Genomic DNA, 25,160 nt, shown 5'->3' with positions numbered 1-25,160 from the left:
AGTTGAACGTGTTAAAGTAATGATGGGACAAAACATAAAAGTGAGGGAATGAACAGATGATTCAACGCTTTATTGAACTTGGAGAAGGATATTCTGACATTTATGAGCTGATCGAAATCGCCAAATCAAACCGCCATCGTTTATCTGGTTTGTTTGCGTTCCATACGATGAAAGATGGGAAGGCGCTCACGTCGTTCGTCGTCGTGCTTCATCCGACCGATCCGGGCGATTTTCAGCCGTTATACATTTGCCGTGAAGGCATTCCACATCCGTCTGTCAAAGTGACAAAGCGATACGAGCTATTTGTTGATTTAGCGAAGGAATTGAATCAAGAAATTATTCATTTAGACGTGAAGCCATCAAACTTTTTTGCAGATTTACAATTGTACTACCAACATTTAATCGGCATTATGCGCATGAATCGGTTCATTCCGCCATTACAATAAAGAAAGCGCCCTATCATACTTTCTCATCTTGAAAAAAAGCGATTCCGCCCCCACTTACTCCCTTTGGTCGTTGAAGGTGGGGGTCTCCTCGCCAAAGACGATGAAAAAAAGGATGTCGCTCGCTGACATCCTTTTTTATATGCCATATTCATATTCTTTTTCTTTATCCGCTTTTGATTCAAATTCGACTTTCACATACGGACGGTAAGACGGTTCGACCCGCTTTACAAACGGCAAATCGGCGAGTCTTTTCATAACATCTTCCGCTTCGTCCATGTTGCAATATAAGACCGCATATTTGAGCCGTTTCGACACGTAATGAACGTTACCATATTTTCGTAACTGTTTACTATGTTTCAGCGAATAAAGCCAAACGATAATCCCTTGACGCATTGGAAACATAAAAACCCCATCCCCCTTTTCATTTCGTCCGGCAGCCGCACGCTCCGCCAGACCCGCATCCTCCGCCGCAAGATAAAGAGTCAAAATACGGGTTTCCTGTCGGCACTTTAATGTTTTCGGATACGGCGCGACCGATCATCGTGCTAATTTCATCTAAAAGCGACTGCATCTCTTTTTCCGCTTTTTTAAAATTAGCGATCGGACCGTATAAATCAAGCTCGCGTTTGGCGTCGCGCACTTGTTTTGTCATCTTTTTGTAATCTGGATGATATTTTCCAAAACGCTGCACCTCTTCGTATCGTTCTTTTAACTGAACGAACTGACGAATGAGTTGCTGCGCCTTTTCATCTTGTTGCACATGATAAAAACAGCGGCGATATTCCTCCGCCACGTCTGATTCGACGATCATTTTGCCAAGCTCTTCGGCGAAATCTAACAACTGTAATCGTTCGATCGTTGCTACAAGCACGAGCAACACCTCCACAACGGTATCATAACATGATTTTATAAACAAAACAAATACGTATGGAGGCCCCACAAACTTATGGAATCGTCACCGTAAATTCATGCGATACATCGTATTTGCTAGCATCGTTATGCACAAGCTCAAGTCGAATCGTATGCTTTCCGACAGGCAATCCCCGAATGACGAACGCTGCCGTCGTCGTTTCGCTTACTCTTTTTCCATTAACGTAAATGTGAATGCGTCCTTGTCCGTCTTTTTTCGGATGTTTTCCTTTCGTAAACGTAAACTGATCGACTACACATTCGACGAATACGTTATTTCCTTTGACATGATGTTTCACAAATAACGCTTGTTTTTGTTTGGCAAAAACGATTTGGTCACAATCATTTGCGTACATGGAACATAATAGCGCAACACATAAAAAAAAGAAACGCAACACTTTCACCATCCTTTCATAGTGATAGTGTTTACGTTTCGTCTTTAATTATGAGTATTCTTCATCAGTTTCATCATCGCCATCATCATTTTAGCCATTTCAACCGTTTGGACGACTTGTTCGACTTTATGTGGCAACGTTTGTTTATAATATTGACGCGCTTGTTTTTCCATTTCTTTCACATCCATCGGACGTCTCGCTAATCGCCGATACCATGACGGTTGTTCGCGTAAAAACTGATGAAGCTTTGGCTTTGCTATGATGTATTCGTATACGTCTTTTCTCATCGGGTATCTCCTTAATCCCTTCGGAACGAAAACGGATCTTTTTTATCCGTATGCTGCATTTGACGAACGACTTCTTGAATGGATGTAATCGCTTGTTGAACGTTTGTAATGTACGTTTGAAGCTCGTTGACGTCAAGATGTTTTAAATAACTTGCTAATTTTTGAACGAGCGCTCCTTGTTCTTGTTTATCATTAGTGGGCGTATACTCATTCCACATTTCATCATCTTCGCCGAATACGTACCAATCGTTGTATAGCTGTTTCCACGTTTTTTTTCCTTCGCGCACCTCTTCAATTAACTTTGGATGTTTTTTAACAAACTGTTTAAATTGTTCAACGGACATATCGGTCGCTCCTTTCTCGTTTGTTTGCCTATCATATATTACGACCGAACAGCCAATACGTGCGCCTATTTTGGTTGTGAAAAAGGGCGAATAAAATTTTGCGTATAATGTCGTTTATATACACCAACACCTAAATGCGTCAGTTTCTCATTTAACAACGTTTGCCGATGGCTACGGCTATTGAGCCATGCTTCGACGACTGCTGGTGCATCAACATATTCCGCCGCAATATTTTCCGCCGCTAGTTCAAAAGGAATGTTTGCTTTTGTAAGTCGCTGTTGTAAGTCGCCATTTGTTGGCGATTCGTGCGCAAAAAATTTGTTTTCTGCCATATCTTTACTATGTCCATATGCTACTTTCGCCACACGTTCATCCCATTGTAGCGGAGAAAGACCGTGGCGTATGCGCATCACATTCGTAATATCAAAAATTTGTTTGGCGTTTGCTCGTTCGATTTGTTTTGCAATCGTTTCATCAAGCGCCACCTCAGGTAACGGCCCACGATATTCAAGCTCATATGGGCGAAGCTTCACTAACGTCTCCCAGTCAACCCAGCGAACGCTTGATAATTTTCCGGTAAAACGGTCAATATATAATTGCACATACGCATCGCCAAATGAAAGAAGCGGCTGAATCATTAAATCTTCCTCTGTCAGTTGAAAACGATATACGCCATCGTCAAGCTGCACATGAATTTCGTCTTGAAGCGGCATCGTTTGCAATAGCTCATTGATCGAGCGATCGAATTGAAACGGGGCGATATTTACTTCAGGTCCACACGCATAAATCGTCACAACTCGTCCATTCAATATACCGATTTGCATATACGTTTTTAGATCGTTATAGATCCACCATACATAACCGTACGCAGACGGATCGATGCGGGCAGGTTGTCCAAATGTTTGTTTAACCTCTTCTTCCGTCTTTCCGATCCACGCACCTAACCCTTCCGCGACCGCTTGTTCACTCGTTTGTTTACTCATTATTGATGTATCGTTTAACGGGGCTTGTTCATCTGTTGGTGAAAAATAAAAAGTAATGATGAGGACCATCATAAGGGCAACTATCCAACGCATTCATCATTCTCCCTTAATCGTTATATATATTCATTATATACAGCTTGTCACCCTCGCAACACTAAAAAATAAGGCTATGCGAAAACATAGCCTTATTTTTTAATGATATTGTGATATTTCTGTTAACGCTTCTCCCGCTTGTTCGTCGCTTGCTGTATGGGTCGCTAAATCGCCAAGCGACACCATGCCGACTAACGTGTCTCCCTCCACAACAGGTAAACGACGAATTTGATGTTTCGCCATTAAACGAGCGGCTTCAGCGACAGAAGCGTCCGGTGAAATCGTCACAAGCTGTTTGCTCATCACTTCTGTTACGGCTGTCGAGCCTGGTTTTTTTTCAGCGATGCCGCGTATGACTAAGTCGCGATCAGTTACAATGCCGACAAGTCGATTCCCATCTACAATCGGAATAGCACCGACGTTATAATCGCGCATTTTTACCGCTGCTTCGTACATATTATCGAGCGGTGTACAACATTCTACTTCTGTCGTCATCATTTCTTTTACTTTTGTCATGTTCATCTCTCCTTTCGCCCTTTAGTTTCACCAAAATCGGAACAATTATGAAGCTCGTCATTGAAAGTTATGCGCTTTCGTACTATTATTGAGGGAGGAATGTTTTTTACATAAGGGGGGGAAATGAACGATGCGCTTCGAAAATACAGGCATTGAAAATCAAACAGCGCCATTAACACGTTTAGATGACTTAATGGAAAGCCTCGGCTTCGTACGTGCCGGTCAATGGGATTACGAACGTGTCACATATGACCGCAAATTTGAAATTAAAAATGACGTCTTTTATTTACGTGTGCAAGGTTATGCGATTGAAGGAGACGTTGGTGGTCGCCATGCGGTCATTAAACTGATGAAGCCGTTGCTTGGCAAGTATTATTATCCACATGGTGTCGAATATGGTGAGGGAGAGAACTTCCCTTCATCATTAGTAAACCAATGTGAAGCTCTTTTAGCAAAAGTGAAAGAAGGTCTTGCAACTATAAACGCATGAGCGCGCTCATGCGTTTTTTCCGTCAATGAGACGACGGACGTACAGGTGAACAGAAACAACCTCTTTTCCTGTGATGTCGTATATGTCATCGATCACTTGTTTTTGAATACGTTCACATAAGGTGAGCATATTGCCATGCAGCTTGACAGAAATGGTCATGGAAATCGTCAATCGGTTTTGTCGTTCATACACGTTCACTTCTTCTAATATGACATGATCAAACGGTTGTACACTCATCGCAACAATCGTTATAACGGGTTTATGCATATCCATCCCCCACACTAAAATCAAAGCAGATGCCGCTTCGTCGTTCAAAATATTTATGTTTTGATGCCATTACTTTATGATACAAATGATAAAGAGGGTGAATCGTTCACCCTCTTTTTAAAAGCCTAAAATGGCTTTAATGACCGATGTCGTTTCACCGCCGCGGTAAAAGACGTATAACAATAAATAGACTGCTACACCTGTCGTTGCCGTAAAAAACCAAACAACGCTTGTGATTGGACCGAGCTTTTTATGTCGCAACCAATTTTTTTTCACCGCTGATAACAACGTCACAATGCCAAAAACGGCACCAGCAGTCGCTAAAAAAATGTGGAAAAGCAAAAAGATTGTATAATATATTTTCAAATCATCTGGACCGCCGAAGCTTGTATTGCCGATAAAAATCGTGCGCGACAAATAAATTAAGAAAAAAGCGAGCGCAAAAGCAGCCGCAAGCCACATCGTTTTTTCATGCTTCTCGACTTGTTTTTGCCGAATGAAATACCAACCGATGGCGACTAGAATCGCACTAATGACAATAAAGCTTGTACTAATAGTAGGTAAAATTGGTAATGAACCCATAGCGTCCCCTCTCTTAGCTTATCATTTTGTTGTTTGAGCCACGACGTTTTCTTCATCTCGTTCTTTTCGATACCATGCAATAAAAATGTAAAACAACATAACTCCATACACAATTTCTTGAATAATTTTCATTAATACGCCACCGAGCTGTTGATCGTGTAAAATCGACATGGAACTAAACATTTCTGGTCCGCTCAATTTGAGCGACGATAACGTGCTTTGTGGCACACAAAGCGCTAATGCGTTCATCCAAGCGGTCGGATCGGAATATGTGGCATATAACGGCGTATCGGCAAAAATAATGAGCGCACATGCTGGTGTAAGCAGCACGCCATCGGCGAAAATGTAACCGACTTTTTTTAATCCAGACAATGCTGGAAAACCGCGTATTTCATTGACGAGCGGCCACCACATCATGATTGCGGCAATAAAAATGGCAGTTGTTGTGAACGCATGCAGCCACATGTTTGTTTTCACGACATCAAAAATAAGCGGCACATGGTATAACGAGAAAATACCATTAAACAAAAATAAGGCGATGAGCGGTTTCGTGAAAAACGTAAACGTTGAACGAATAATTTGAATTCGAAAAATTGCTTCAAACATCCACGATGGAATACCTTTAATGAGAAGCGGTGGCACCATTAAATAAAGGACAGCCATTTGCGTCATATGGGCGCTAAACATTAAATGCCCTAGCAAATCGACCGGAGAACCTTTGCAAATATAAAGCAAAACAATCGCAGTCACAAACAACGTTTTTTGTTTCGTCGTCGTTTGTTCTTTTGAGCGATTGACAAGCCAAAAATAAACGACCGTTACCGCAACTAAAAAGATGAAAAAGTATGGGCTCCACATCGCTTCAAAACCAAATATACTTAACGGCATCATACTCACCTCGCTTTTTTTCCAACTTTATTATACTACAAACGTAACAAACGTGAAAAGAAAAGAAGCTAGCCAATGCTAGCTTCTTAAATCCAGACGATTGTTAAAAACGCCCAAATGGTAATGAACGAAACTGCCACGCCACCATAGATGAATAGAGCTGGAAGCTCATGCCCTTTATGGCTCATATGCATAAAGTAATATAGCTGGAAAATGACTTGCACGACCGCTAACAATAAAATGAACGGTACAGAAAACCAAGCGGAAAATCCTTCATATCCAACCGCAAAAAAAGCGATGAGCGTTAAGAAAATCATTAACGTAAATGAAACGATTTGATGTTTCATTTCTTCCGCATTTTTTTTGCGGCGATATTGTACATCTACTTTTGGGTTTTGTACATGTGTATGATTTGCCATACAATCACCCCACCATTCCCATTAAGTATACGACCGTGAAAATGAACACCCAAACAACGTCGATAAAGTGCCAATATAAGCTTGCGACGTAAAACTTCGGTGCATTATATAAGTTTAACCCGCGTTTCGCGTTACGAACCATTAGTGTAACAATCCAAAGCAAACCGAACGCGACGTGGGCACCGTGCGTACCAACAAGCGTATAAAACGCTGAAGAAAACGCACTTGTTGAAAATTTAAATCCTTCATGTACGTACTCTGTAAACTCGTAAATTTCAAGCGCTAAAAAGGCTGCACCAAGCAATACAGTAATGCCGAGCCAAAGCTGCATTTTTTTAAAGTCAAAGTTGCGCATATGATGCATTGCATATACGCTCGTTAAACTGCTCGTTAAAAGCAACATCGTCGCTAAAAAGACGATCGGCATTTGGAACAGTTCTTTTCCAGATGGTCCTCCTGCCACAGAGTCTTTTAACGCCAAATATGTGGCGAAGAGAGAGGCGAACAATACCGTCTCTCCACCGAGGAAAAACCAAAAACCTAAAAACTTATTCTTCCCTTCGAGGGTTGCTCTTTCTGGCTCTGCCGGGAACGTCTCCGGCGTTAATTTTTCTTCCATATGCATTATGCCCCAGCCCCCTTTTTCTCTGCTTCCATCACTTCTTCTTTAGGAATGTGGAAGCCATGGTCATCAATAATTGAACGGAAGAACATGGCAACTAGCGTGATCAGTAAGCCGATAATACCAACAGGTAATCCCCAACCGTAGTCGTTATGGAACAAGAAGCCTAACGCTGAAATGAATAGACCTAACGACATAACGAACGGCAAAATTGTAGGGTTAGGCATATGAATATCGCCAAGCGGCTCTGCTGGTGTTAAGCCTTTTTTGCCTTCCATTTTTTCAATCCAATATGCGTCTAATCCACGCACAAGTGGTGTTTGGGCAAAGTTGTATTCTGGCGCTGGTGAAGATACTGCCCATTCCAACGTACGTCCATCTTCCCATGGATCGTTGCCAACGCGTTTTCCTTTTACTGTTGTGATGACAACGTTTGCTAATAACACGATTATACCTGCTGCCATGAAAAATGCACCAACAGTACTAATCATGTTTCCTGTTTCAAATCCTTGGCCAGGCAAGAATGTAAATACGCGACGTGGCATACCCATTAAACCAAGGAAGTGTTGGATAAAGAACGTTAAATGGAAGCCGATAAAGAACAACCAGAATGTTACTTTTCCTAATTTTTCATCTAACATTTTACCGAACATTTTTGGCCACCAGTAGTGAGCACCTGCTAGTAGCGCGAAAACAACCCCGCCGACGATAACGTAGTGGAAGTGCGCAACGACGAAATAACTGTCATGATATTGATAGTCTGCCGCTGCTGCAGCGTTCATGACACCTGTCACTCCACCGATAACGAACGATGGAATAAACGCTACCGCATACATCATTGGTGTTGTAAAGCGAATGCTTCCGCCCCACATCGTAAATAGCCAGTTGAAAATTTTAATTCCTGTTGGAACCGCAATTGCCATTGTCGCAACCGCAAAGATGGCGTTGGCAATTGGACCTAAACCAACTGTAAACATATGGTGCGCCCAAACCATGAATCCTAAAAATCCGATTAACACCGTTGCAAATACCATCGATGAATAGCCGAACAAACGCTTACGCGAGAACGTTGCAAAAATTTCAGAGAAAATACCGAACGCTGGCAATACGAGAATGTATACTTCTGGGTGACCGAAAATCCAGAATAAATGTTCCCAAATGATCGTATTTCCACCAAGCGCTGGATCAAAGAAGTTTCCACCGAACAAGCGATCCATCATCATGAAAATTAAACCGACTGTTAATGGTGGGAATGCGAATAAAATGAGCGCAGATGTGACAAACGTTGCCCATGTAAACATCGGCATGCGCATATATGTCATTCCTGGTGCACGCATATTGATGATTGTCACAAGGAAGTTAATTCCACCGATTAACGTTCCGATACCGGAAATTTGTAAACCTAATACGTAAAAGTCGATCCCGTGCGTCGGTGATGCAAGCGACAACGATGCGTAAGATGTCCAACCCGCATCTGGTGCTCCACCTAAAAACCAAGATAAGTTTAAAAACACACCACCGAAGAAAAATAACCAAAATCCAAGCGCGTTTAAAAACGGGAACGCCACGTCACGCGCACCGATTTGAATCGGAACAACGGCGTTCATCATCGCAAACACGAGCGGCATCGCCGCAAGGAAAATCATCGTCGTTCCGTGCATCGTCAACACTTCATTGTAAAAACCCGCACTAATGAAGTCGTTGTTTGGCACGGCGAGCTGAATGCGAATAATCATCGCTTCTAAACCGCCAAGCAAGAAGAAAATTCCGCCGGCGATTAAGTACAAAATCGCAATCTTCTTATGGTCTACTGTTGTTAAGTAGTCCCAAATGACTGCGCCGACACCTTTTTTCCGAGCTAACGTACTCACAGTTTAACCTCCCTTGATCAATAATCCCCTTACTCAACAGATAATGTCATTAAGTATTTTGTTAATGCTTCAAGCTCTTCATCAGACAACGCTGGGTATGTGCCTGTCATTTTGTTGCCTGGCTTAATTTTCTCTGGATCTTTTAACCAAGCTTTTAAGTTTTCTTCATTATGTTCTAAGATGCCGGCAATGCGTTCACGATCTGCAAAGTTGCCTAAGTTCGGCGCAAGGCGAGCTTGCTCTGGACGACCATCAACCGGTGTCACCGCGTGACAGCCAATACAGCTTTTGTTGAAAATTTCTTCCCCTTGCTTCACAACTGGATCTGTTGAAGCAACAGGTTTAGCATTTTTCATTTTTTCTACCCATTGGTCAAACTCCGCGCGAGGAAGCGCCTTCACTTTAAAGTCCATTAAAGCGTGTGACGGGCCGCAAAGCTCCGCACATTTTCCGTAAAACAGACGTCCTGCCTCTTCAGCACGTTTGTCATCAAATGTGAGGAAAAATTGGTTTGTGTTATCTGTATTTGTGTCCATTTTTCCTCCAACCGCAGGAATCCAGAACGAATGTTTAACGTCAGATGCTTTTAAGTTGAAATACACACGTTCACCTGTTGGAACAACTAAGTCTTGGCTTGTAATAATGCCGTAGTCTGGGTACTCAAACTCCCACCAGTACAAATTCGCACGAACGTTGACGACCACAACGTCACGTTCCTTTTTGTTCATCGGTTTTACATCAGCAAGTTTAAATGTGTATAAAACCGTTGGAACAGCTAAGATGATTAGTAAAATAATCGGAATAACTGTCCAAATGATTTCAAGCGTATGGCTTCCTTCCACTTGCTTTGGAATTTTGTTTTCTTCCCCTTTACGACGACGGAAGCGAGTGACGACGTAAAGGAAAATAATTGTTACAACCGCAATGACGATGACCATGATGGCCGTGCTGAGCAGCATAAGCTTGTACTGCATGTCAGCTACTTCTCCTGCTGGTTGAAGCGTCGATAAAAACGGCTTACCGCAACCAGCTAGCAAAAGCGCCATGGCGGATACAAGAGAAACCAAGCGCCAATTTCGTAGCCACTTTTTCATAGCCTAATCAAACCCCTCTTTCGATTATGAAATAAAGTGAAATATATACATTCTTTCTTTACAAAAAGAAAGAATTGTAAACCTATTTGTTTTGCAACAAGCGCCAAATGGACGCTTCATCAATCAATGGTGACGATCACCATCGTGACGAATAAAATCGTCAAATAGTTTAATGAGTAGATGAACATCCATTTTGCCCATTTGATGTCGTCTTTCATTTTAAAGCCGGCTAATCCGAGCGCTAGCCAACCGACGTTTAACAGCGTCGCAATGACTAAAAACGGAACGCCTAATGAAAACAAGTAAAACGGCAATGGCAAAAGCGCTACAATCCAAATGATGATTTGCCGCTTCGTCATCGCAAATCCGTAAACGACAGGCAACATCGGAATGCCCGCTGCGCGATACTCTTCACATCGCTTCATCGCCAGCGCTAAAAAGTGCGGCGGTTGCCATAAAAACATAAGCAAAAACAAAATGATTGGAACGATATGAAAGGCGTCATCGACTGCCGTCCAGCCAATGACCGGCGGAACCGCACCAGAAACGCTTCCGATAACCGTATTTAGCGTATTGCTTCGCTTTGACCACATCGTATATAAAAAGACGTACGTCACAACGCCAACTAATCCGATGATGGCAGCAGTGACGGTTGTCATGAGCAAGCTAAGCGTGCCAATAGCGACAAGAAGGATGCCGAACCAAAGCACGCGCTTCGGTTCTACACTTCCGCTTACCGTCGGACGATCTTTTGTTCGCTCCATTAAATGATCAATGTCGCGATCGATAAAATTATTTAACGCACATGAACCTGCGATGACAAGCGCAGATCCAACGAGCGCGAAAAACACCGTATGCAAATTGCTTAAAAATCCTTTTCCCGTAAAATGAAGGGCTAACCAAAGTCCTGTAAACGTCGTAATTAAATTGGAGTTGACGATGCCAATTTTTACGACCGCAAGCACATCTTTTAAAACGCCTGATCGTATTTTTGTTGTTTTTACATCTTCGACTACATCCGCCATGTGTCGCCACTCCTCTCTTATGCCTGTGAAGGCGTTTCCATTCTATACACGATAACGATATGCCGTCTCTGTAATTAAAGCACATTTTTCCATCAAATTGTGAACTTTTTTTGTCTGAATTGTGTCGAATTTGTGTCAAAATGAGATTGTTACGATGAAAACGTTGAAAAATAACTGCATTTATACTTCTAGCAAACTCCACACAAATATTCAACCATATTTGCAACGATTGCTATATTGTAAAATAATAAAACTTTGCGCTTTTCGACGTTTTCCGCTAATATGGGAATAGAATTTCTTCACACGTATTTCACATTTATTATACAGTTTTTACTAGGCGTTTGCTAGATAAAATTTCGCATTAAGGAAGTGAATACATTGCAACGGCTTTTAAAATGGTTTGCGGTAGCGACAACAATCGGCATGCTTTTCGTTTTAATTGGCGGAGCGCTTGTAACAAAAACAGGCTCAGGCATGGGCTGCGGTCGTTCGTGGCCGCTATGTCACGGACAACTTATTCCGTCTAATATTACAGCAGAGCTGCTGATTGAGTTAAGTCACCGCGTCGTCTCAGGTGTCGTTGGGCTGATGGTGCTCATCCTATCCGTTTGGGTATGGAAAGCGATTGGCCATATTCGCGAAACGAAATTTTTAGCGATCGTTTCGTTCGTGTTTCTCGTCTTGCAAGGACTCATCGGGGCAGCCGCGGTCGTATGGGGACAATCGGACGTTGTGCTTGCGCTTCATTTCGGCATTTCATTAATTTCGTTTGCGGCCGTCTTTTTATTGACGTTGTTTATTTTTGAAGTCGATAAAAAATTTGATGCCTCATCTGTTGTGCTTGATCGCACGATGAAATTTCATATTTATGGCATTATTTCCTACTGCTATATCGTTGTGTATACAGGCGCGCTCGTTCGTCATAAGCAGGCGAGCTTAGCTTGTCCAAGCTGGCCGTTTTGCGCGCAAACGCGCATATTCCCGACACAATTACACGAATGGGTGCAAATGGGGCACCGCTTTGCAGCTGGTCTTTTATTTGTTTGGATTTTATGGGCGACGATGTATGCGTTGAAGCGATATAAACAACAGCCAATTATGTATTGGGGTTGGCTCGTTGCGCTTATTCTCGTCAGTTGCCAAGTTGCAACCGGTGCGCTTGTCGTCTTTACGGAATTGAATTTATACGTCGCCTTAGCTCATGCGTTTTTCATTTCATGTTTGTTCGGCGTGCTAAGCTATTTTGTTTTACTTGCGACACGCAGCAAAAAAGAAAAAGACGTAACGCAACAATCAAGCGCCATTCCATCTGCGGTATTAAAATAAAAGAACGAGGGATCCCTCGTTCTTTTATTTTTCGGCTAATTCAATTAATAAATCTCCCGTTTGAATCGCGTCGCCGCCTTGGACGTAAATGTCTTTCACAATGCCTGAAAACGGGGCTTGCACCGTCGTTTCCATTTTCATCGCTTCCGTAATCATTAAATGGTCGCCTTTTTTCACTTTTTCCCCTTTTTCCACAAGCACTTTCACAACCGTTCCTGGCATCGTTGCGGCAATATGGTTCGGATTGTTGCGATCTGCTTTCGCACGGGTGACAACCGCTGTTTTAATGCTTTCGTCTTTAATGACGATTTCGCGCGGCTGACCGTTTAATTCGAAGTAAACGACTCTCGTTCCGTCCGCTTGTGGTTGACCGATGGCAACGAGCTTGACGATTAACGTTTTTCCTTTTTCAATTTCGATTTCAATTTCTTCGCCAAGGCGCATGCCGTATAAAAACGTCGGTGTATCTAAAACAGATACGTCGCCAAACTGTTCAACGGTGCGGGCGTATTCGACAAACACTTTCGGATAAAGCGCATACGCTAACACATCGTAGTCGCTCACTTCTCGCTGGATGAGATGATACAATTCTTCTTTTAATTTTTCAAAATCGACTGGCTCTAACAGTTCACCCGGACGAACGGTAATCGGTTTACGCCCTTTTAAAATGATGCGCTGCAACGTTTCTGGGAATCCGCCATGCGGCTGGCCGAGATAGCCTTCGAAAAATTCGACGACGGAGTCTGGGAAGTCGAGCGTTTCCCCACGTTCGTAAATGTCTTGTTCTGTTAAATTGTTTTGCACCATATATAGCGCCATATCACCAACGACTTTCGATGATGGCGTCACTTTTACAATGTCGCCAAACATGTCGTTGACGCGGCGGTACATTTCTTTTACTTCATCCCAACGATCTCCTAAACCGACCGCTTTCGCTTGTTGTTGCAAATTGCTATATTGTCCGCCTGGCATTTCGTGCATATACACTTCCGTATGCGGTGCGTTCATGCCGCTTTCAAAGTCGGCGTAATATTTGCGCACATCTTCCCAATAACGCGACAATTTTTCAAGCGATGTAATATTGACTTCGGGCGCGCGCTCCGTTCCTTCTAGCGCATAATAAAGCGTGCTCGCGCTCGGCTGTGACGTTAAACCAGCCATGGAACTAACGGCTACGTCAACAATATCGACCCCTGCTTCAATCGCTTTAGCATACGTATAAATGCCGTTGCCGCTTGTGTCGTGCGTATGCAAATGAATCGGAATATCGACGACTTCTTTTAAAGCGGAAATAAACGCATACGCTGCTTGCGGCTTTAATAGCCCTGCCATATCTTTAATGGCTAAAATGTGCGCGCCTGCTTGCTCTAGCTCTTTCGCTAAGTTTTTATAGTAATCGAGATTGTATTTTGTGCGCGCCGGATCGAAAATATCGCCCGTATAACAAATGGCTGCTTCCGCTACTTTTCCGGTTTGGCGCACCGCATCAATCGCAACCGTCATTCCTTTGACCCAGTTTAAGCTATCGAAAATGCGGAATACGTCAATGCCCGCTTCGGCTGATTTCGCAACAAACTCGCGAATGACGTTATCTGGATAGTTTTTATATCCGACCGCGTTCGAGGCGCGAAGCAACATTTGAAACAGGATGTTTGGAATTTTTTCGCGCAATCGGACAAGCCGCTCCCACGGATCTTCTTTTAAAAAGCGATACGCGACATCGAACGTCGCCCCGCCCCACATTTCCATCGAAAACAGTTGCGGCCATATGCGCGCCGTCGGCTCCGCAATGCGCAACAAGTCGTTTGTGCGCACGCGCGTTGCTAAAAGCGATTGATGGGCGTCACGAAACGTCGTATCTGTCAACAGCACTCGGTTTTGCTCTTTAATCCATTGGACGAGCCCGTCAGCTCCGCGCTCATCTAAAATTTGTTTCGTCCCTTTTGGCATCGGTTCGATATAGTTTACTTTTGGAATGCGTGGTGGATCAAATACCGGCTTTTTCTTTTTTCCGATGCCCGGAAAACCGTTTACAGTCACTGTTCCGATATATGATAACATTTTCGTTCCGCGGTCTTTTCGTTTCGGGAAAATAAATAGCTCTGGCGTCGTATCAATAAATGATGTGTCATATTCCCCTGTTAAAAACTTCGGATGTTGAACGACGTTTTCTAAAAACGGAATGTTCGTTTTTATGCCGCGAATGCGAAACTCACGCAAGTTGCGCAACATTTTCGCTGCCGCTTGTTCAAACGTTAATGCCCACGTCGTCACTTTCACTAACAGCGAATCGTAATACGGGGTAATGACCGCCCCTTGAAAGCTATTTCCTGTGTCTAAACGAACGCCGAAACCGCCGCCTGAGCGATACGCCATAATTTTCCCTGTATCCGGCATAAAGTTATTTAGCGGATCTTCTGTTGTGACGCGCGCCTGAATCGCATATCCGTGAACATAAATGTCTTCTTGTTTCGGAATGCCGACTTTTTCGCTATGTAGCGCATGTCCTTCGGCAATTAAAATTTGCGATTGAACGATATCGATGCCGGTAATCATTTCGGTAATCGTATGTTCAACTTGAATGCGCGGGTTTACTTCAATGAAATAAAATTCATCGCCAGAAACGAGAAACTCGACTGTTCCCGCGTTGACGTATTGCACGTTTTTCATAAGTTTGACTGCCGCTTCACAAATTTCTTCGCGAAGCTCCTTCGAAAGTGACACGCTCGGCGCCACTTCGACCACTTTTTGATGGCGACGTTGTACAGAACAATCGCGGTCGTATAAATGAACGATGTTGCCGTATTCGTCACCTAAAATTTGCACTTCAATATGTTTTGGCTTTTCAATGAGTTTTTCAACATATACTTCATCGCTGCCAAATGCCGCTTTTGCTTCTGATTTGGCGCGCTCGTATGCTTCTTTTACTTCCGATTGGGAACGAACGATGCGCATCCCGCGACCGCCGCCACCCAACGCTGCTTTGACGATCATCGGATAACCGTATGTCTCACCAAAGCGCACGACATCCTCCAAGCTTTGCACAGGGCCGTCGCTACCCGGAATGACCGGAATGCCCGCCTGTTTCGCTTGGTGGCGCGCTTTTACTTTGTCGCCAAACATATCTAAATGTTGTTGGCGCGGTCCGATAAAAATGATGCCTTCTTCTTCGCATCGTTTCGCAAATTCGATGTTTTCCGATAAAAAGCCATAGCCTGGATGAATCGCATCGACATCATGCATTTTGGCAATTTCAATAATGCCTTCAATGTCTAAATAGGCTTCAATCGGCTTTTTTCCTTCACCAACTAAATATGCTTCATCCGCCTTATAGCGATGATATGATCCTGCATCTTCACGCGAGTAAATGGCAACAGTGCGAATCCCGAGCTCATTGCATGCGCGAAAAACGCGAATCGCAATTTCCCCGCGATTAGCGACAAGCACTTTTTGAATACGCCTCATATAAATCATCCCCCTATTCTTTATATAAAAACTATAACGAATTTTCTTTGTTTGTAAATAGCATTACGAAAAAGAAATATGATTTTTTTGAATATTGCTTTCTTTCTTCGTTTTATGTTTTTGTTCATACGTTGTGACAGCGGAAATGTTCGCAAGCACGCCTGCAGACATCATAAGTAAAACGAGCGACGATCCGCCGTAGCTGACAAACGGAAGCGGCACCCCTGTAAGCGGGATAATACCTGTCACCCCACCGAGATTGATGGACGCTTGAATGCCGATCATTGCGGAAATACCGATAGCTAATAAACTGCCGAACGCATCTGGACATCTCCTTGCAATGACAAAGCCGCGCAATACGATAAACGATAGTAAAATAAGGACGAATGAAACGCCGAATAAACCAAGCTCCTCTGCGATGACTGCCATAATAAAGTCGGTATGCGCTTCTGGCAAATAGCCGTATTTTTGAATGCCTTGTCCAAGACCGAGACCTTTTAGTCCCCCGTTTGCGATTGCGAAATATGAGTTAATGAGTTGATATCCTTCTTTTTGTGCGTATGCAAACGGATCTAAAAAGCTGTACAGCCGCGCCTTGCGCACTTCAGTAAAAACTTTGTCATATATGAACGGAAGGGATAAGAGAGAAACAATCCCGAATAATACGCCTTGTTTAATTAATAGCCATTTGCTTGTTGCCGATGAAAGTATGATTGTTAAACAAATCGCAACGATAATGAGCATTGTTCCAGCGTCTGGTTGAAGAAAAATAAGCAAGCAAATAAACAGCATATAATAAATGGGAAAGAGCGCTTCTTGCGGTGATGCAATCAATTTTTTTTGTTTGTTTGCTAATACCCCGCTTAAATACACAATTAAGCCCATTTTCGCAAACTCGGCTGGCTGAGCGCTCAACGGACCGATTTTAATCCAGCTTGTCGCATTGTTTGCTGTATGTCCAAACAAAAGGACGTAAATGAGCGGCAAAGGCATAACAAAAAAAACGAATTGCAAAAACTTTTTGCGCGCATAATGTTTATACGGAACAAATGCAGTGAATAAAAACATGCATGCACCGATGATCCACGCCCATTTTTGTTTTTGGAAAAAATAATCACTCGCCGTATGAAAACGGACGACCGCTGTAATCATGCTTGCGCTATATACCATGATAAGCCCAAACAACGACAACAACATGACAGCGATGATTAACGGATAATCATGATATTTCAGAAACGTTTTCAAGCGCATTCGCCCCATCTTCCTTTTCATTTTCTTACTTTGCATTGTACTACAAAACAGAAAAAACCCAAACGAAATTCGTTTGAGTTTTTGTCATTTTTTCTTTTTTTTCGTGCACGCTTCATGCAATGCCGAAAGCTCACGCTCAAGTCGGTCTAAAATCGCCTTCCCGTCTTTTTCATCGACAAGTCCTAAGCGGACCGCAAAGTCAATTTCACGGGATAGCCCGAACATTTGCGTATCTAGCACTTCTTCATATAGCGGACATTGCGGCATCGTTAAATGATCCATTTGCACTTGAATCAGCTTCACAATTTTCTCCGCATCCGCTTGCAATAACGAATAGGCTCTTTCTCGAAAGTTTATCGCCACTTCAGGCGTCACGTTGACCCCTCCGTTCCGTACGTTCCTGTCTTTTCATCTTATCGTGAATACGAGAAAAATGCAAGCATCGCGTCTAGACCGATTCATTTTACAAATAAGCGCTTCCATCATATAATGAAAGGCAGATAGGGGGAATAAACATGGTCATCGTCATCAAGGGAAACGTCAAATTTACGATTACACTCGATCCGAGCGTATGGATTTTTGACGATCGAAAAGTAGATGTACATACTTATTTTACACGCAATTTCGAAACAGAACAACGAAAAGAAACCGACGACATTCAAAAAATTTCAGCATATTGGGATCGTGAAATTCAAGAGGGAGCTGTGTCCCCTCCAACATTGCAAACAGAAAAACAATTTGAAAAAGAAAAAATATTAACAGGCACATTTGGTATGCCATTTGCCCCGTTTTTGCGCAATGCAGAGCCGAACGAGAATGCTACAAAGGTCGTGATCGTCACAGAAAACGGCGATACGACGATTTCACTTGCTGAAGCTTACGAGTTGTTATTATGTTTTTCAAAAGACGGCAAACCACTCAAAGAAGATGGACCTGTCCATATTTATTTCGGCGACGGCTCGAACCGCGACAATCCGATCACACACGTGCGGGCGTTTATCGTCGAGTAAAAAGAGGCTTTTCGCCTCTTTTCGTGCTTTATAAAAGATCGGCGGCAAGCTGCGCAAGCGATGACCGTTCGCCTTTAATGAGCCGCACGTGTCCAGCCACTTTTTGGTCTTTAAATTTTTCAACGACGTATGTGAGCCCATTATTGTATTCATCTAAATACGGATGATCAATTTGAGCAGGATCACCCATTAATACAATTTTACTTCGTTCCCCGACGCGCGTTAAAATTGTTTTCACTTCATGTTTCGTTAAGTTTTGTGCCTCATCAATAATAATAAACTGCTCTGGAATGCTTCTTCCGCGTATATACGTAAGCGCCTCGACTTCAATCGACCCCATGCCTGATAAAATCGCATCGAGTTCTCCCGGTTTTTTTGTATCAAATAAAAAGTGTAAGTTGTCGAAAATCGGTTGCATCCACGGCCTTAACTTTTCTTGTTTCTCGCCTGGCAAATAGCCGATATCTTTGCCGACAGGCACGATCGGACGAGCGACAAGCAATTTTTTATATAGCCGCATATCTTCTGTCTGCATCAGTCCTGCCGCTAACGCAAGCAGCGTCTTTCCTGTCCCAGCTTTTCCGATCAGCGTCACAAGCGGGATGTCTGTGCGAAGCAACAATTCACATGCCATCGTTTGCTGTACATTGCGCGGGCGAATGCCCCAAATATGATCGTAATGAAATACAAGTTTGCGCACTTTTTTCCCGGTATGGTCAACGATGCCAAGCGCCGATGACGAACCGCCAAGCGCGTCTTTCATGACGATAAATTGATTCGGATAAAACGGATGGTTTGTAATTTCCGCCAGCACAAGTTCACCTTTTTCATAAAAGCGTGACAAATGCTCCGGACTTATGTACAAATCTAAAAATCCGGTATAAATATGGTCGATTTCAACGACGCGATCGCTTAAAAAATCTTCCGCTTCTAGTCCAATCGCATCTGCCTTGACGCGCACGAGCGCATCTTTACTCACTAAAATAACCGGGCGACCGTTTTCTTTCGTTTGTTCTTCAAGCAATAAATTTTTCGCAACCGCTAAAATGCGATTGTCGTTCGTTTTTTCAACAAAAATTTCTTGCAGCTGCTGAAAGGAGCGATGGTTTAATTCAATGCGCAACACCCCACCGTTATCAAGCGGGATTTTTTCATGGAGTTTGCCGTTTTGGCGCAATTGATCAATAAGTTTGGACACTTGGCGCGCGTTTCTCCCTACTTCGTCCATATATCGCTTTTTTGAGTCCACTTCTTCTAACACGACACCCGGGATGACAACTTCATTATCTTGAAAGGAAAAAATGGAATACGGATCTTGCAAAAGAACGTTTGTATCTAATACGTATATTTTTTTGCCCACGTTTTCTCCCCCTTGACGACCGTCGTTGGACGGGATTGTTGTTTATATATATGAACAGGCGTATAAAGATAGAAGAAGTTTCGCAAAATAAACTTAAAGACGAAAAGGGGTGGAACGATTGAAATATATCTTCATCTTCATGTTGCTTTTTATGAGCGCCTGTGGACAACAAGCACAGCCGAACGATCGCGATTCGCTCATTCATGTGAAAAATACGACAAATGAAGAAATTGTAAATAAATCAGGACAACAAATTGCCCGTCATCTCGCTCATCTTGCGAGCAGCGTGCCGAATGTAAACGATGCGACCGTATTAGTTGTTGGGAAATATGCGTTAGTCGGCATCGACGTCAACGCTAAACTCGATCCATCACGGGTAGGGACGGTGAAATATTCTGTCGTGGAAAGCTTACAAAAAGATCCGTACGGGGCGAATGCGATCGTTATCGCTGATGCGGATTTGAATACGAGGTTAAAAGCCATTCAAAAACAAGTGGAGGAAGGAAAGCCGATTCAAGGATTTATGGATGAACTCGCCGCCATCGTCGGACGGGTCATGCCTGAAATTCCGAGCGACTTTCTTCAAACGAAAAATCCGCGCCCAACACGACAAAACGACAAGCAACTAAACGATGGTGAACAACAGCAACTCGAAAACGTACAACAAAAACAATCAAGCGACCATATGAAATAAGCCGGGCGTATTGCTCGGCTTATGCTTGTTTTAATGCGCTCATCACTTGTTGATCAAGTTTCGCTGCGGCCTGTGCATCGTACGTTTTGTCGTATTTCGGTTCGACAGAAATTTTTGCTCCGTAAAACATGACATCGCGCACTGCTTCAATATCGACTTGAACTGCGGCAAGCTTCAACGGAACATTTTCTAATTTTTCAACTTTCACGTGCGCTTTTCCGCTAATGGAGTACGTCGATTCGTTGGCGATTAAAACGATCGAAATCGCTGGATTCGCTTTCACGTTCGCAACGATGCGGGAACGTTGATCGACCGCAAAATATACTTTGTCAGGGGCAGGCGCATACACCCATGAAACCGCACTTGCATTTGGTGCACCTGTTTCGTGGTCAATCGTACATACAATGACATATCGTTCTTTTTGTAACGCTCGGAACAACGGTTCAATTAATGTTGGCTCTACCGCATTTGGCATACGTATCCCTCCTTATTTTTATCATACCTTTTTTTCACACACTTTCAAATGATATGATATACTATTGATCAAAAAAACATGTGAGGTTTGACGATGAGAGTACGATGCATTCTTTGTGAAAAAATAGATACGTTAAACGATGAAACGTTGCTTGCAAAACGATTGCGCAATCGCCCGATTCATACGTATATGTGTGAAACGTGCCATGAGCGCATTGCGCAAAAAACGAAAGAACGGCTTGCAACGGGCAAATTTCGCTTTTTCCGCACGAGCAAACATGAAACAGAATGGTAAGAAAAGCGCCCTGCACGAAGCGTGGGCGCTTATTCGTAATTGACATATTTTTCAGGTTCGCGATTAATTTGATCAAGCATCGTTTCGACGAGCTCGGCCGGAAAGCGAAACGTGCGTGATTCGTTGTTTACAGTGAACGCGACCGTATAGACGTCATCTTCTTTTGTATATGTGATTTGCTCAATCGCATGATCTTCACGCAACAAATCAGAAAAAAATTGTTCTGTCTCTTGTGCTGCCGTATCGTCTGGGCGCGCCTGCGCAACTACTTTAATTGTCAGCCAATTGTATACCGCATCTTGTAATTTCACGCATTTTCCCCCTCGCGACGAAGACGCCATTTATAAATGATTAATACGACGGCAGCAACAAGCAATCCTTCTGCCACAGGTAAAAAGACAGCAAAAAACGTTAAAATCGTACAACCGAGCACAAGTAGCGTATAAATGACAACGTTTTTTAACATCGGTAATTTACGCGCAAAGCCGAGACGATACACAATGATCGCTAACACGACGATCGTCGCGTACAACAACCACATCCCTGTTATCGGCTGTTCGTGCACGTTGTATAGCGAAGCAAAAAATGACAGGCGACCGACCACATCCATGAAAAATCCCCCTATTTCTTTTGCTCGGCGAGTTTTTTCTTTTTCGCGATTTTTTCGCGTTCGTTTTTATCTAATATTTTTTTTCGCAAGCGAATCGATTGTGGCGTCACTTCGCAATATTCGTCGTCGTTTAAATATTCAAGCGCTTCTTCTAACGTCATGAGGCGTGGCTTTTTCATCGTCACCGTTTGTTCTTTCGTTGACGAGCGGACGTTTGTCACATGTTTCATTTTGCATACGTTTACGACTAAATCGTTGTCGCGGCTATGTTCGCCAACGATCATCCCTTCATACACTTCCGTTCCCGGTTCGATGAAAATGACGCCGCGGTCTTCGACTTGCATAATGCCATAAGCCGTCGCTTTTCCTGTCTCCATCGAAATGAGTACCCCTTGATGTCTCCCGCCAATTTGACCTGGGATGACGGGTTGATAGCTGTCGAACGAATGGTTTAAAATGCCGTATCCGCGCGTAAGCGACATAAATTCTGTTCGATAGCCGATTAATCCGCGCGCAGGCACGAGGAAAATAAGGCGCACTTGCCCGTTTCCGTTATTGACCATATCGACCATTTCCCCTTTGCGCGCACCGAGCGACTCCATAATCGCTCCTGTATATTCTTCTGGAATATCAATTTGTACACGCTCAACTGGCTCGCACATGACGCCATCGATTTCTTTCATAATGACTTCTGGTTTCGATACTTGCAGTTCAAAGCCTTCGCGGCGCATATTTTCAATTAAAATCGATAAATGCAACTCTCCGCGCCCTGACACGATCCATGCATCAGGGGAATCGGTCGGCTCAACGCGAAGCGAAACGTCTGTTTCTAGCTGTAAGCGAAGGCGTTCTTCAATTTTTCTTGCGGTCACATGTTTTCCTTCCCGTCCAGCAAACGGGCTATTGTTCACAAGAAACGTCATTTGTAATGTCGGTTCGTCAATGCGAAGCGGAGGCAATGCTTCTTGAGCGTCGAGGGGACATACCGTTTCGCCTACGTTAATATCTTCCATTCCGGAAACCGCAACTAAATCGCCCGCTTTCGCTTCTTCAATTTCAATGCGTTTTAACCCGAGAAAGCCAAACAGTTTTGTAACGCGAAACGTTTTCACAGAGCCATCTAGCTTCATAAGGGCGACTTGCTGCCCCACTTGCATGCGCCCGCGGAAAATACGGCCGATTCCAATGCGACCGACGTAGTCGTTATAGTCGAGAAGGGCGACTTGAAATTGAAGCGGCTCATCGCTATTGTCGATTGGAGCCGGAATATGCTCAATAATCGTTTCAAATAGCGCCGTCATGTCGGCGTCTTGTTTGTCCGCATCTAAACTTGCTGTGCCGTTAATCGCTGAAGCGTACACGACCGGAAACTCGAGCTGGTCTTCTGATGCGCCGAGCTCAATGAATAAATCGATCACTTCATCGACGACCTCGTGCGGTCGAGCAAATTCGCGGTCAATTTTATTGACGACGACAATAGGCGTTAAGTTTTGTTCAAGCGCTTTTTTTAAGACGAAGCGCGTTTGGGGCATACATCCTTCGTACGCATCGACAACGAGCAACACCCCATCAACGAGCCGCATAATGCGTTCGACTTCTCCGCCGAAGTCCGCATGTCCCGGCGTATCTAAAATGTTAATGCGCGTGCCTTTGTATTGAATGGCTGTATTTTTTGCCAAAATCGTAATGCCTCGTTCACGTTCTAAATCGTTGCGGTCAAGCGCCCGTTCTTCCACTTGTTCGTTCGCCCGAAACGTGCCCGATTGGCGAAGCAATTGGTCGACTAACGTCGTTTTTCCGTGGTCAACGTGCGCAATAATCGCGATGTTGCGAATATCGTTTCTCAATTGTTTTCAGCTCCTATTTTTCAACATTGCGCGTCTATTATAGCACAAATATAGTAGAAAAGCGGAATGTTTTGTTGTAATCTAAAGGAAATAGGAGGAGAACATATGAATAAATTTCAACCGCTTTTTTTTATAATGGCGCTACTTGCGACGATAACGTTAATAGGCACCGGCATTGCGATCGCTTATCGACATGTGCCAGCAATCGTCGGCTCGATCATTGCCTTTTTTGGTGTGATGGGGCTTGGGTTTTCACTGAAAAAAAGAAAAAGCGCTAACGAACGATAGTTAGCGCTTGATCATCGCAAGTATTTCTTCATGCAATCCCGGTTTTGAAACAAACACCGAGCTTTTTTCAATCATATTGAGCGGCTCACCGTACAAATTTGTCACCACACCGCCTACTTCTTCAACAATAACCATCCCACCAGCAATATCCCATGGCGACAACCGAAGCGTAATGTACGCATCTAGTTTACCTGATGCGATGTACGCCATCTCAAGTGCCGCAGAACCGTACGAACGCGTGCCGCGCGCTTTTTTCACAAGCGGTGCTAGCACATGCGGGTCAATGCGGCGGTTTTCTGTCACCCACGTTGCATTTAGTGAAATGATCGCGCGGTCGAGCGATGTTTTTTCAAGTGGGGGGAGGGGCGTGCCGTTTAAAAACGCCCCTTTTCCTTTTTGAGCATAATATAGTTCGTCAAACGCCACATCGTAAATGTAGCCAAGCATGCCGACGCCATCTTGAAACACCCCGACTGAAATGGCGAAATGACGCTGTTGATGAATAAAATTCATCGTCCCGTCAATCGGGTCGATAATCCAAACGACGCCATCTAGCGCTTGTAATTCATCCCCGAGCCCTTCTTCTCCTAAAATGCGGTGTGTCGGATACGTCCGACGAATGCGCTCAATAAAAAACTGTTCGATTTCCCGATCGACGTTTGTCACTAAGTCAGACGGGCTTGATTTCGTTTCGATTTTTAGTTTCGTTTGAAACGCATCGCGGATGCGCTCCCCTGCTTCGCGAATCCAATGCTGCATATGTTGATCAATTTCGTTCCACATAAAAAACCTCCTGCATATACTTATGTAGAAAAGGCGGCGCTTGCCGCCTTTCATTTCGACAACAGACGAATGAGTTCTTGGCGCAGTCTTTCTAATTTTCGTTTACATTCATTTTTTTTCGCTTCATTGTTTTCTAACATCGCTTCATAAAGGGTGGCTAGTTCGTAATCAACTTCGAGCTTTAATACTTTAATTCGGCGTTCTCCATCCATTTTTTTAAATCCATCGGCTGTTTTTCTCATCTCGTGCACCCCTTCCGTCTTTATCTTTTCTGAAAATTCTTTTTTATATATTATGTAACGGAAGGGGGATATGCAACTTTACATTTTCACGAAACTCACGCAAGGAAGCCCCTGCCTTTAGGCACGGGGAGGAATTGCGCCTTACGCAAGTTCCGCTTCCTCATTTCTGTAAGTATATCCATCAAATCGCTGAATGACTTGAATATATTTATAGCTGATTCCTTGTGCGATACGTTTACCGTCTTTTCCTTTGATGTCGAAATTTCCAGTCTTCCTGCATGACA

General features: G+C 43.5%; 32 protein-coding genes. 7 read left to right on the top strand and 25 right to left on the bottom strand.

The genetic code is table 11. From position 1 onward, the window contains the following. The first annotated feature begins 56 nt into the window (after positions 1-56). Positions 57-446, top strand: coding sequence for a DUF7147 family protein (locus tag ABEV15_RS04825; RefSeq protein WP_429631599.1), 390 nt, complete (start codon positions 57-59; stop codon positions 444-446). Positions 447-581: 135 nt separating this feature from the next. Here ABEV15_RS04825 and ABEV15_RS04820 read toward each other — a convergent pair whose 3' ends face one another. The 7 genes from ABEV15_RS04820 to ABEV15_RS04790 form a co-directional block, all read right to left on the bottom strand. Further along, a complete protein-coding gene (locus ABEV15_RS04820; RefSeq protein ID WP_498852516.1) occupies positions 582-848 on the bottom strand; it encodes a YlbG family protein in 267 nt (88 codons plus the stop codon). 19 nt (positions 849-867) lie between these two features. Next, positions 868-1,317, bottom strand: a complete 450-nt coding sequence (locus ABEV15_RS04815) for a YlbF/YmcA family competence regulator (RefSeq protein ID WP_498852515.1) — start codon at positions 1,315-1,317, stop codon at positions 868-870. Between the two features lie 73 nt (positions 1,318-1,390). Continuing rightward, positions 1,391-1,762 carry a hypothetical protein gene (locus tag ABEV15_RS04810; protein ID WP_498852514.1) on the bottom strand — a complete coding sequence of 124 codons (372 nt, stop codon included), beginning with the start codon at positions 1,760-1,762 and terminating at the stop codon, positions 1,391-1,393. 32 nt (positions 1,763-1,794) lie between these two features. Further along, the gene (locus ABEV15_RS04805) at positions 1,795-2,037 is read right to left on the bottom strand and encodes a YlbE-like family protein (RefSeq protein ID WP_429631591.1); all 243 of its coding nucleotides are present in this window, start codon (positions 2,035-2,037) and stop codon (positions 1,795-1,797) included. 11 nt (positions 2,038-2,048) lie between these two features. Next, on the bottom strand, positions 2,049-2,381 hold the full coding sequence (locus tag ABEV15_RS04800; protein WP_498852513.1) for a YlbD family protein: 333 nt from the start codon (positions 2,379-2,381) through the stop codon (positions 2,049-2,051). Between the two features lie 65 nt (positions 2,382-2,446). Next, positions 2,447-3,457, bottom strand: a complete 1,011-nt coding sequence (locus ABEV15_RS04795) for a CAP domain-containing protein (RefSeq protein WP_498852512.1) — start codon at positions 3,455-3,457, stop codon at positions 2,447-2,449. Between the two features lie 99 nt (positions 3,458-3,556). Then, positions 3,557-3,973 (bottom strand): CBS domain-containing protein, encoded by a 417-nt coding sequence (locus ABEV15_RS04790; RefSeq protein WP_498852511.1) that lies wholly within the window; start codon positions 3,971-3,973, stop codon positions 3,557-3,559. 130 nt (positions 3,974-4,103) lie between these two features. Here ABEV15_RS04790 and ABEV15_RS04785 point away from each other — a divergent pair, with 130 nt between their 5' ends. Then, positions 4,104-4,463, top strand: coding sequence for a YugN family protein (locus ABEV15_RS04785; protein ID WP_004891257.1), 360 nt, complete (start codon positions 4,104-4,106; stop codon positions 4,461-4,463). Between the two features lie 6 nt (positions 4,464-4,469). Here the strand turns inward: ABEV15_RS04785 and ABEV15_RS04780 are convergent, their stop codons facing one another. The 8 genes from ABEV15_RS04780 to cyoE form a co-directional block, all read right to left on the bottom strand. Beyond that, positions 4,470-4,730, bottom strand: coding sequence for an Asp23/Gls24 family envelope stress response protein (locus tag ABEV15_RS04780; RefSeq protein ID WP_498852510.1), 261 nt, complete (start codon positions 4,728-4,730; stop codon positions 4,470-4,472). Between the two features lie 117 nt (positions 4,731-4,847). Next, positions 4,848-5,312 carry a DUF420 domain-containing protein gene (locus ABEV15_RS04775; RefSeq protein WP_498852509.1) on the bottom strand — a complete coding sequence of 155 codons (465 nt, stop codon included), beginning with the start codon at positions 5,310-5,312 and terminating at the stop codon, positions 4,848-4,850. Positions 5,313-5,333: 21 nt separating this feature from the next. Continuing rightward, on the bottom strand, positions 5,334-6,203 hold the full coding sequence (gene ctaG, locus ABEV15_RS04770; protein WP_498852508.1) for a cytochrome c oxidase assembly factor CtaG: 870 nt from the start codon (positions 6,201-6,203) through the stop codon (positions 5,334-5,336). An 83-nt stretch (positions 6,204-6,286) separates the two neighbouring features. Next, positions 6,287-6,619: a cytochrome c oxidase subunit IVB gene (gene ctaF, locus ABEV15_RS04765; protein ID WP_498852507.1), complete on the bottom strand. Its 333-nt coding sequence runs from the start codon at positions 6,617-6,619 to the stop codon at positions 6,287-6,289. 4 nt (positions 6,620-6,623) lie between these two features. Further along, positions 6,624-7,244: a cytochrome (ubi)quinol oxidase subunit III gene (locus ABEV15_RS04760; protein ID WP_498852506.1), complete on the bottom strand. Its 621-nt coding sequence runs from the start codon at positions 7,242-7,244 to the stop codon at positions 6,624-6,626. Further along, the gene (ctaD, locus tag ABEV15_RS04755; protein ID WP_498852505.1) at positions 7,244-9,112 is read right to left on the bottom strand and encodes a cytochrome c oxidase subunit I; all 1,869 of its coding nucleotides are present in this window, start codon (positions 9,110-9,112) and stop codon (positions 7,244-7,246) included. The genes ABEV15_RS04760 and ctaD overlap by 1 nt, the downstream gene beginning before the upstream one ends. Before the next feature lie 29 nt (positions 9,113-9,141). Further along, positions 9,142-10,206, bottom strand: coding sequence for a cytochrome c oxidase subunit II (gene coxB, locus ABEV15_RS04750; RefSeq protein WP_498852504.1), 1,065 nt, complete (start codon positions 10,204-10,206; stop codon positions 9,142-9,144). 119 nt (positions 10,207-10,325) lie between these two features. Then, positions 10,326-11,231, bottom strand: coding sequence for a heme o synthase (cyoE, locus tag ABEV15_RS04745; protein ID WP_429631570.1), 906 nt, complete (start codon positions 11,229-11,231; stop codon positions 10,326-10,328). Between the two features lie 378 nt (positions 11,232-11,609). Here cyoE and ABEV15_RS04740 point away from each other — a divergent pair, with 378 nt between their 5' ends. Beyond that, positions 11,610-12,557, top strand: a complete 948-nt coding sequence (locus ABEV15_RS04740) for a COX15/CtaA family protein (protein ID WP_498852503.1) — start codon at positions 11,610-11,612, stop codon at positions 12,555-12,557. Positions 12,558-12,581: 24 nt separating this feature from the next. Here the strand turns inward: ABEV15_RS04740 and pyc are convergent, their stop codons facing one another. The 3 genes from pyc to ABEV15_RS04725 all read right to left on the bottom strand — a co-directional run bounded on the left by pyc (position 12,582) and on the right by ABEV15_RS04725 (position 17,648). Then, positions 12,582-16,022, bottom strand: a complete 3,441-nt coding sequence (gene pyc / locus ABEV15_RS04735; protein ID WP_498852502.1) for a pyruvate carboxylase — start codon at positions 16,020-16,022, stop codon at positions 12,582-12,584. Between the two features lie 63 nt (positions 16,023-16,085). Beyond that, the gene (locus tag ABEV15_RS04730) at positions 16,086-17,282 is read right to left on the bottom strand and encodes an FtsW/RodA/SpoVE family cell cycle protein (protein ID WP_498852501.1); all 1,197 of its coding nucleotides are present in this window, start codon (positions 17,280-17,282) and stop codon (positions 16,086-16,088) included. Positions 17,283-17,357: 75 nt separating this feature from the next. After that, entirely contained in the window at positions 17,358-17,648 is a 291-nt protein-coding gene (locus ABEV15_RS04725; protein WP_004891276.1) for an Fpa/YlaN family protein, read from the bottom strand. Between the two features lie 140 nt (positions 17,649-17,788). Between ABEV15_RS04725 and ABEV15_RS04720 the strand changes: the two genes are divergently transcribed. Further along, the gene (locus ABEV15_RS04720) at positions 17,789-18,283 is read left to right on the top strand and encodes a peptidyl-prolyl cis-trans isomerase (RefSeq protein WP_498852500.1); all 495 of its coding nucleotides are present in this window, start codon (positions 17,789-17,791) and stop codon (positions 18,281-18,283) included. Positions 18,284-18,311: 28 nt separating this feature from the next. On the opposite strand, the gene ABEV15_RS04715 is transcribed toward ABEV15_RS04720, so the two are convergent. Then, on the bottom strand, positions 18,312-19,643 hold the full coding sequence (locus ABEV15_RS04715) for a PhoH family protein (RefSeq protein WP_498852499.1): 1,332 nt from the start codon (positions 19,641-19,643) through the stop codon (positions 18,312-18,314). Between the two features lie 109 nt (positions 19,644-19,752). On the opposite strand from ABEV15_RS04715, the gene ABEV15_RS04710 reads away from it, so the two are divergent. Next, a complete protein-coding gene (locus tag ABEV15_RS04710; protein ID WP_498852498.1) occupies positions 19,753-20,337 on the top strand; it encodes a YhcN/YlaJ family sporulation lipoprotein in 585 nt (194 codons plus the stop codon). 19 nt (positions 20,338-20,356) lie between these two features. Here the strand turns inward: ABEV15_RS04710 and ABEV15_RS04705 are convergent, their stop codons facing one another. Further along, on the bottom strand, positions 20,357-20,812 hold the full coding sequence (locus tag ABEV15_RS04705; RefSeq protein WP_429631556.1) for a pyridoxamine 5'-phosphate oxidase family protein: 456 nt from the start codon (positions 20,810-20,812) through the stop codon (positions 20,357-20,359). Between the two features lie 93 nt (positions 20,813-20,905). On the opposite strand from ABEV15_RS04705, the gene ABEV15_RS04700 reads away from it, so the two are divergent. Further along, positions 20,906-21,106 (top strand): YlaI family protein, encoded by a 201-nt coding sequence (locus ABEV15_RS04700; RefSeq protein WP_004891284.1) that lies wholly within the window; start codon positions 20,906-20,908, stop codon positions 21,104-21,106. A 29-nt stretch (positions 21,107-21,135) separates the two neighbouring features. Here ABEV15_RS04700 and ABEV15_RS04695 read toward each other — a convergent pair whose 3' ends face one another. The 3 genes from ABEV15_RS04695 to typA are packed head-to-tail and all read right to left on the bottom strand — an operon-like array spanning position 21,136 to position 23,563. Beyond that, on the bottom strand, positions 21,136-21,417 hold the full coding sequence (locus tag ABEV15_RS04695; protein WP_077429531.1) for a hypothetical protein: 282 nt from the start codon (positions 21,415-21,417) through the stop codon (positions 21,136-21,138). Further along, the gene (locus ABEV15_RS04690) at positions 21,414-21,716 is read right to left on the bottom strand and encodes a YlaH-like family protein (protein WP_498852497.1); all 303 of its coding nucleotides are present in this window, start codon (positions 21,714-21,716) and stop codon (positions 21,414-21,416) included. The genes ABEV15_RS04695 and ABEV15_RS04690 overlap by 4 nt, the downstream gene beginning before the upstream one ends. An 11-nt stretch (positions 21,717-21,727) precedes the next feature. Continuing rightward, a complete protein-coding gene (gene typA, locus ABEV15_RS04685; RefSeq protein WP_498852496.1) occupies positions 21,728-23,563 on the bottom strand; it encodes a translational GTPase TypA in 1,836 nt (611 codons plus the stop codon). Between the two features lie 105 nt (positions 23,564-23,668). On the opposite strand from typA, the gene ABEV15_RS04680 reads away from it, so the two are divergent. Continuing rightward, on the top strand, positions 23,669-23,851 hold the full coding sequence (locus tag ABEV15_RS04680) for a DUF5325 family protein (RefSeq protein ID WP_041638617.1): 183 nt from the start codon (positions 23,669-23,671) through the stop codon (positions 23,849-23,851). On the opposite strand, the gene ABEV15_RS04675 is transcribed toward ABEV15_RS04680, so the two are convergent. Both ABEV15_RS04675 and ABEV15_RS04670 read right to left on the bottom strand, forming a co-directional pair. After that, positions 23,852-24,634 carry an inositol monophosphatase family protein gene (locus ABEV15_RS04675; RefSeq protein WP_192949475.1) on the bottom strand — a complete coding sequence of 261 codons (783 nt, stop codon included), beginning with the start codon at positions 24,632-24,634 and terminating at the stop codon, positions 23,852-23,854. Positions 24,635-24,684: 50 nt separating this feature from the next. Beyond that, entirely contained in the window at positions 24,685-24,876 is a 192-nt protein-coding gene (locus ABEV15_RS04670) for a YkzI domain-containing protein (RefSeq protein ID WP_429631548.1), read from the bottom strand. Positions 24,877-25,160 lie beyond the last annotated feature (284 nt).

Origin of the sequence: Bhargavaea massiliensis, assembly GCF_050480245.1 — a bacterium.
Classification (GTDB): Bacteria; Bacillota; Bacilli; order Bacillales; family Anoxybacillaceae; genus Anoxybacillus.
The sequence above is the reverse complement of the archived record's forward strand: the minus strand, read 5'-3'. Positions and strand labels throughout refer to the sequence as shown.

Coding starts and splice junctions, on each gene's coding strand:
- ABEV15_RS04825 (WP_429631599.1), top strand. CDS start 57: ATGATTCAACGCTTTATTGAACTTGGAGAAGGATATTCTGACATTTAT.
- ABEV15_RS04820 (WP_498852516.1), bottom strand. CDS start 848: ATGTTTCCAATGCGTCAAGGGATTATCGTTTGGCTTTATTCGCTGAAA.
- ABEV15_RS04810 (WP_498852514.1), bottom strand. CDS start 1,762: ATGGTGAAAGTGTTGCGTTTCTTTTTTTTATGTGTTGCGCTATTATGT.
- ABEV15_RS04805 (WP_429631591.1), bottom strand. CDS start 2,037: ATGAGAAAAGACGTATACGAATACATCATAGCAAAGCCAAAGCTTCAT.
- ABEV15_RS04800 (WP_498852513.1), bottom strand. CDS start 2,381: ATGTCCGTTGAACAATTTAAACAGTTTGTTAAAAAACATCCAAAGTTA.
- ABEV15_RS04795 (WP_498852512.1), bottom strand. CDS start 3,457: ATGCGTTGGATAGTTGCCCTTATGATGGTCCTCATCATTACTTTTTAT.
- ABEV15_RS04790 (WP_498852511.1), bottom strand. CDS start 3,973: ATGACAAAAGTAAAAGAAATGATGACGACAGAAGTAGAATGTTGTACA.
- ABEV15_RS04785 (WP_004891257.1), top strand. CDS start 4,104: ATGCGCTTCGAAAATACAGGCATTGAAAATCAAACAGCGCCATTAACA.
- ABEV15_RS04780 (WP_498852510.1), bottom strand. CDS start 4,730: ATGCATAAACCCGTTATAACGATTGTTGCGATGAGTGTACAACCGTTT.
- ABEV15_RS04775 (WP_498852509.1), bottom strand. CDS start 5,312: ATGGGTTCATTACCAATTTTACCTACTATTAGTACAAGCTTTATTGTC.
- ctaG (WP_498852508.1), bottom strand. CDS start 6,203: ATGATGCCGTTAAGTATATTTGGTTTTGAAGCGATGTGGAGCCCATAC.
- ctaF (WP_498852507.1), bottom strand. CDS start 6,619: ATGGCAAATCATACACATGTACAAAACCCAAAAGTAGATGTACAATAT.
- ABEV15_RS04760 (WP_498852506.1), bottom strand. CDS start 7,244: ATGCATATGGAAGAAAAATTAACGCCGGAGACGTTCCCGGCAGAGCCA.
- coxB (WP_498852504.1), bottom strand. CDS start 10,206: ATGAAAAAGTGGCTACGAAATTGGCGCTTGGTTTCTCTTGTATCCGCC.
- cyoE (WP_429631570.1), bottom strand. CDS start 11,231: ATGGCGGATGTAGTCGAAGATGTAAAAACAACAAAAATACGATCAGGC.
- pyc (WP_498852502.1), bottom strand. CDS start 16,022: ATGAGGCGTATTCAAAAAGTGCTTGTCGCTAATCGCGGGGAAATTGCG.
- ABEV15_RS04730 (WP_498852501.1), bottom strand. CDS start 17,282: ATGGGGCGAATGCGCTTGAAAACGTTTCTGAAATATCATGATTATCCG.
- ABEV15_RS04720 (WP_498852500.1), top strand. CDS start 17,789: ATGGTCATCGTCATCAAGGGAAACGTCAAATTTACGATTACACTCGAT.
- ABEV15_RS04705 (WP_429631556.1), bottom strand. CDS start 20,812: ATGCCAAATGCGGTAGAGCCAACATTAATTGAACCGTTGTTCCGAGCG.
- ABEV15_RS04700 (WP_004891284.1), top strand. CDS start 20,906: ATGAGAGTACGATGCATTCTTTGTGAAAAAATAGATACGTTAAACGAT.
- ABEV15_RS04690 (WP_498852497.1), bottom strand. CDS start 21,716: ATGGATGTGGTCGGTCGCCTGTCATTTTTTGCTTCGCTATACAACGTG.
- ABEV15_RS04680 (WP_041638617.1), top strand. CDS start 23,669: ATGAATAAATTTCAACCGCTTTTTTTTATAATGGCGCTACTTGCGACG.
- ABEV15_RS04675 (WP_192949475.1), bottom strand. CDS start 24,634: ATGTGGAACGAAATTGATCAACATATGCAGCATTGGATTCGCGAAGCA.
- ABEV15_RS04670 (WP_429631548.1), bottom strand. CDS start 24,876: ATGAGAAAAACAGCCGATGGATTTAAAAAAATGGATGGAGAACGCCGA.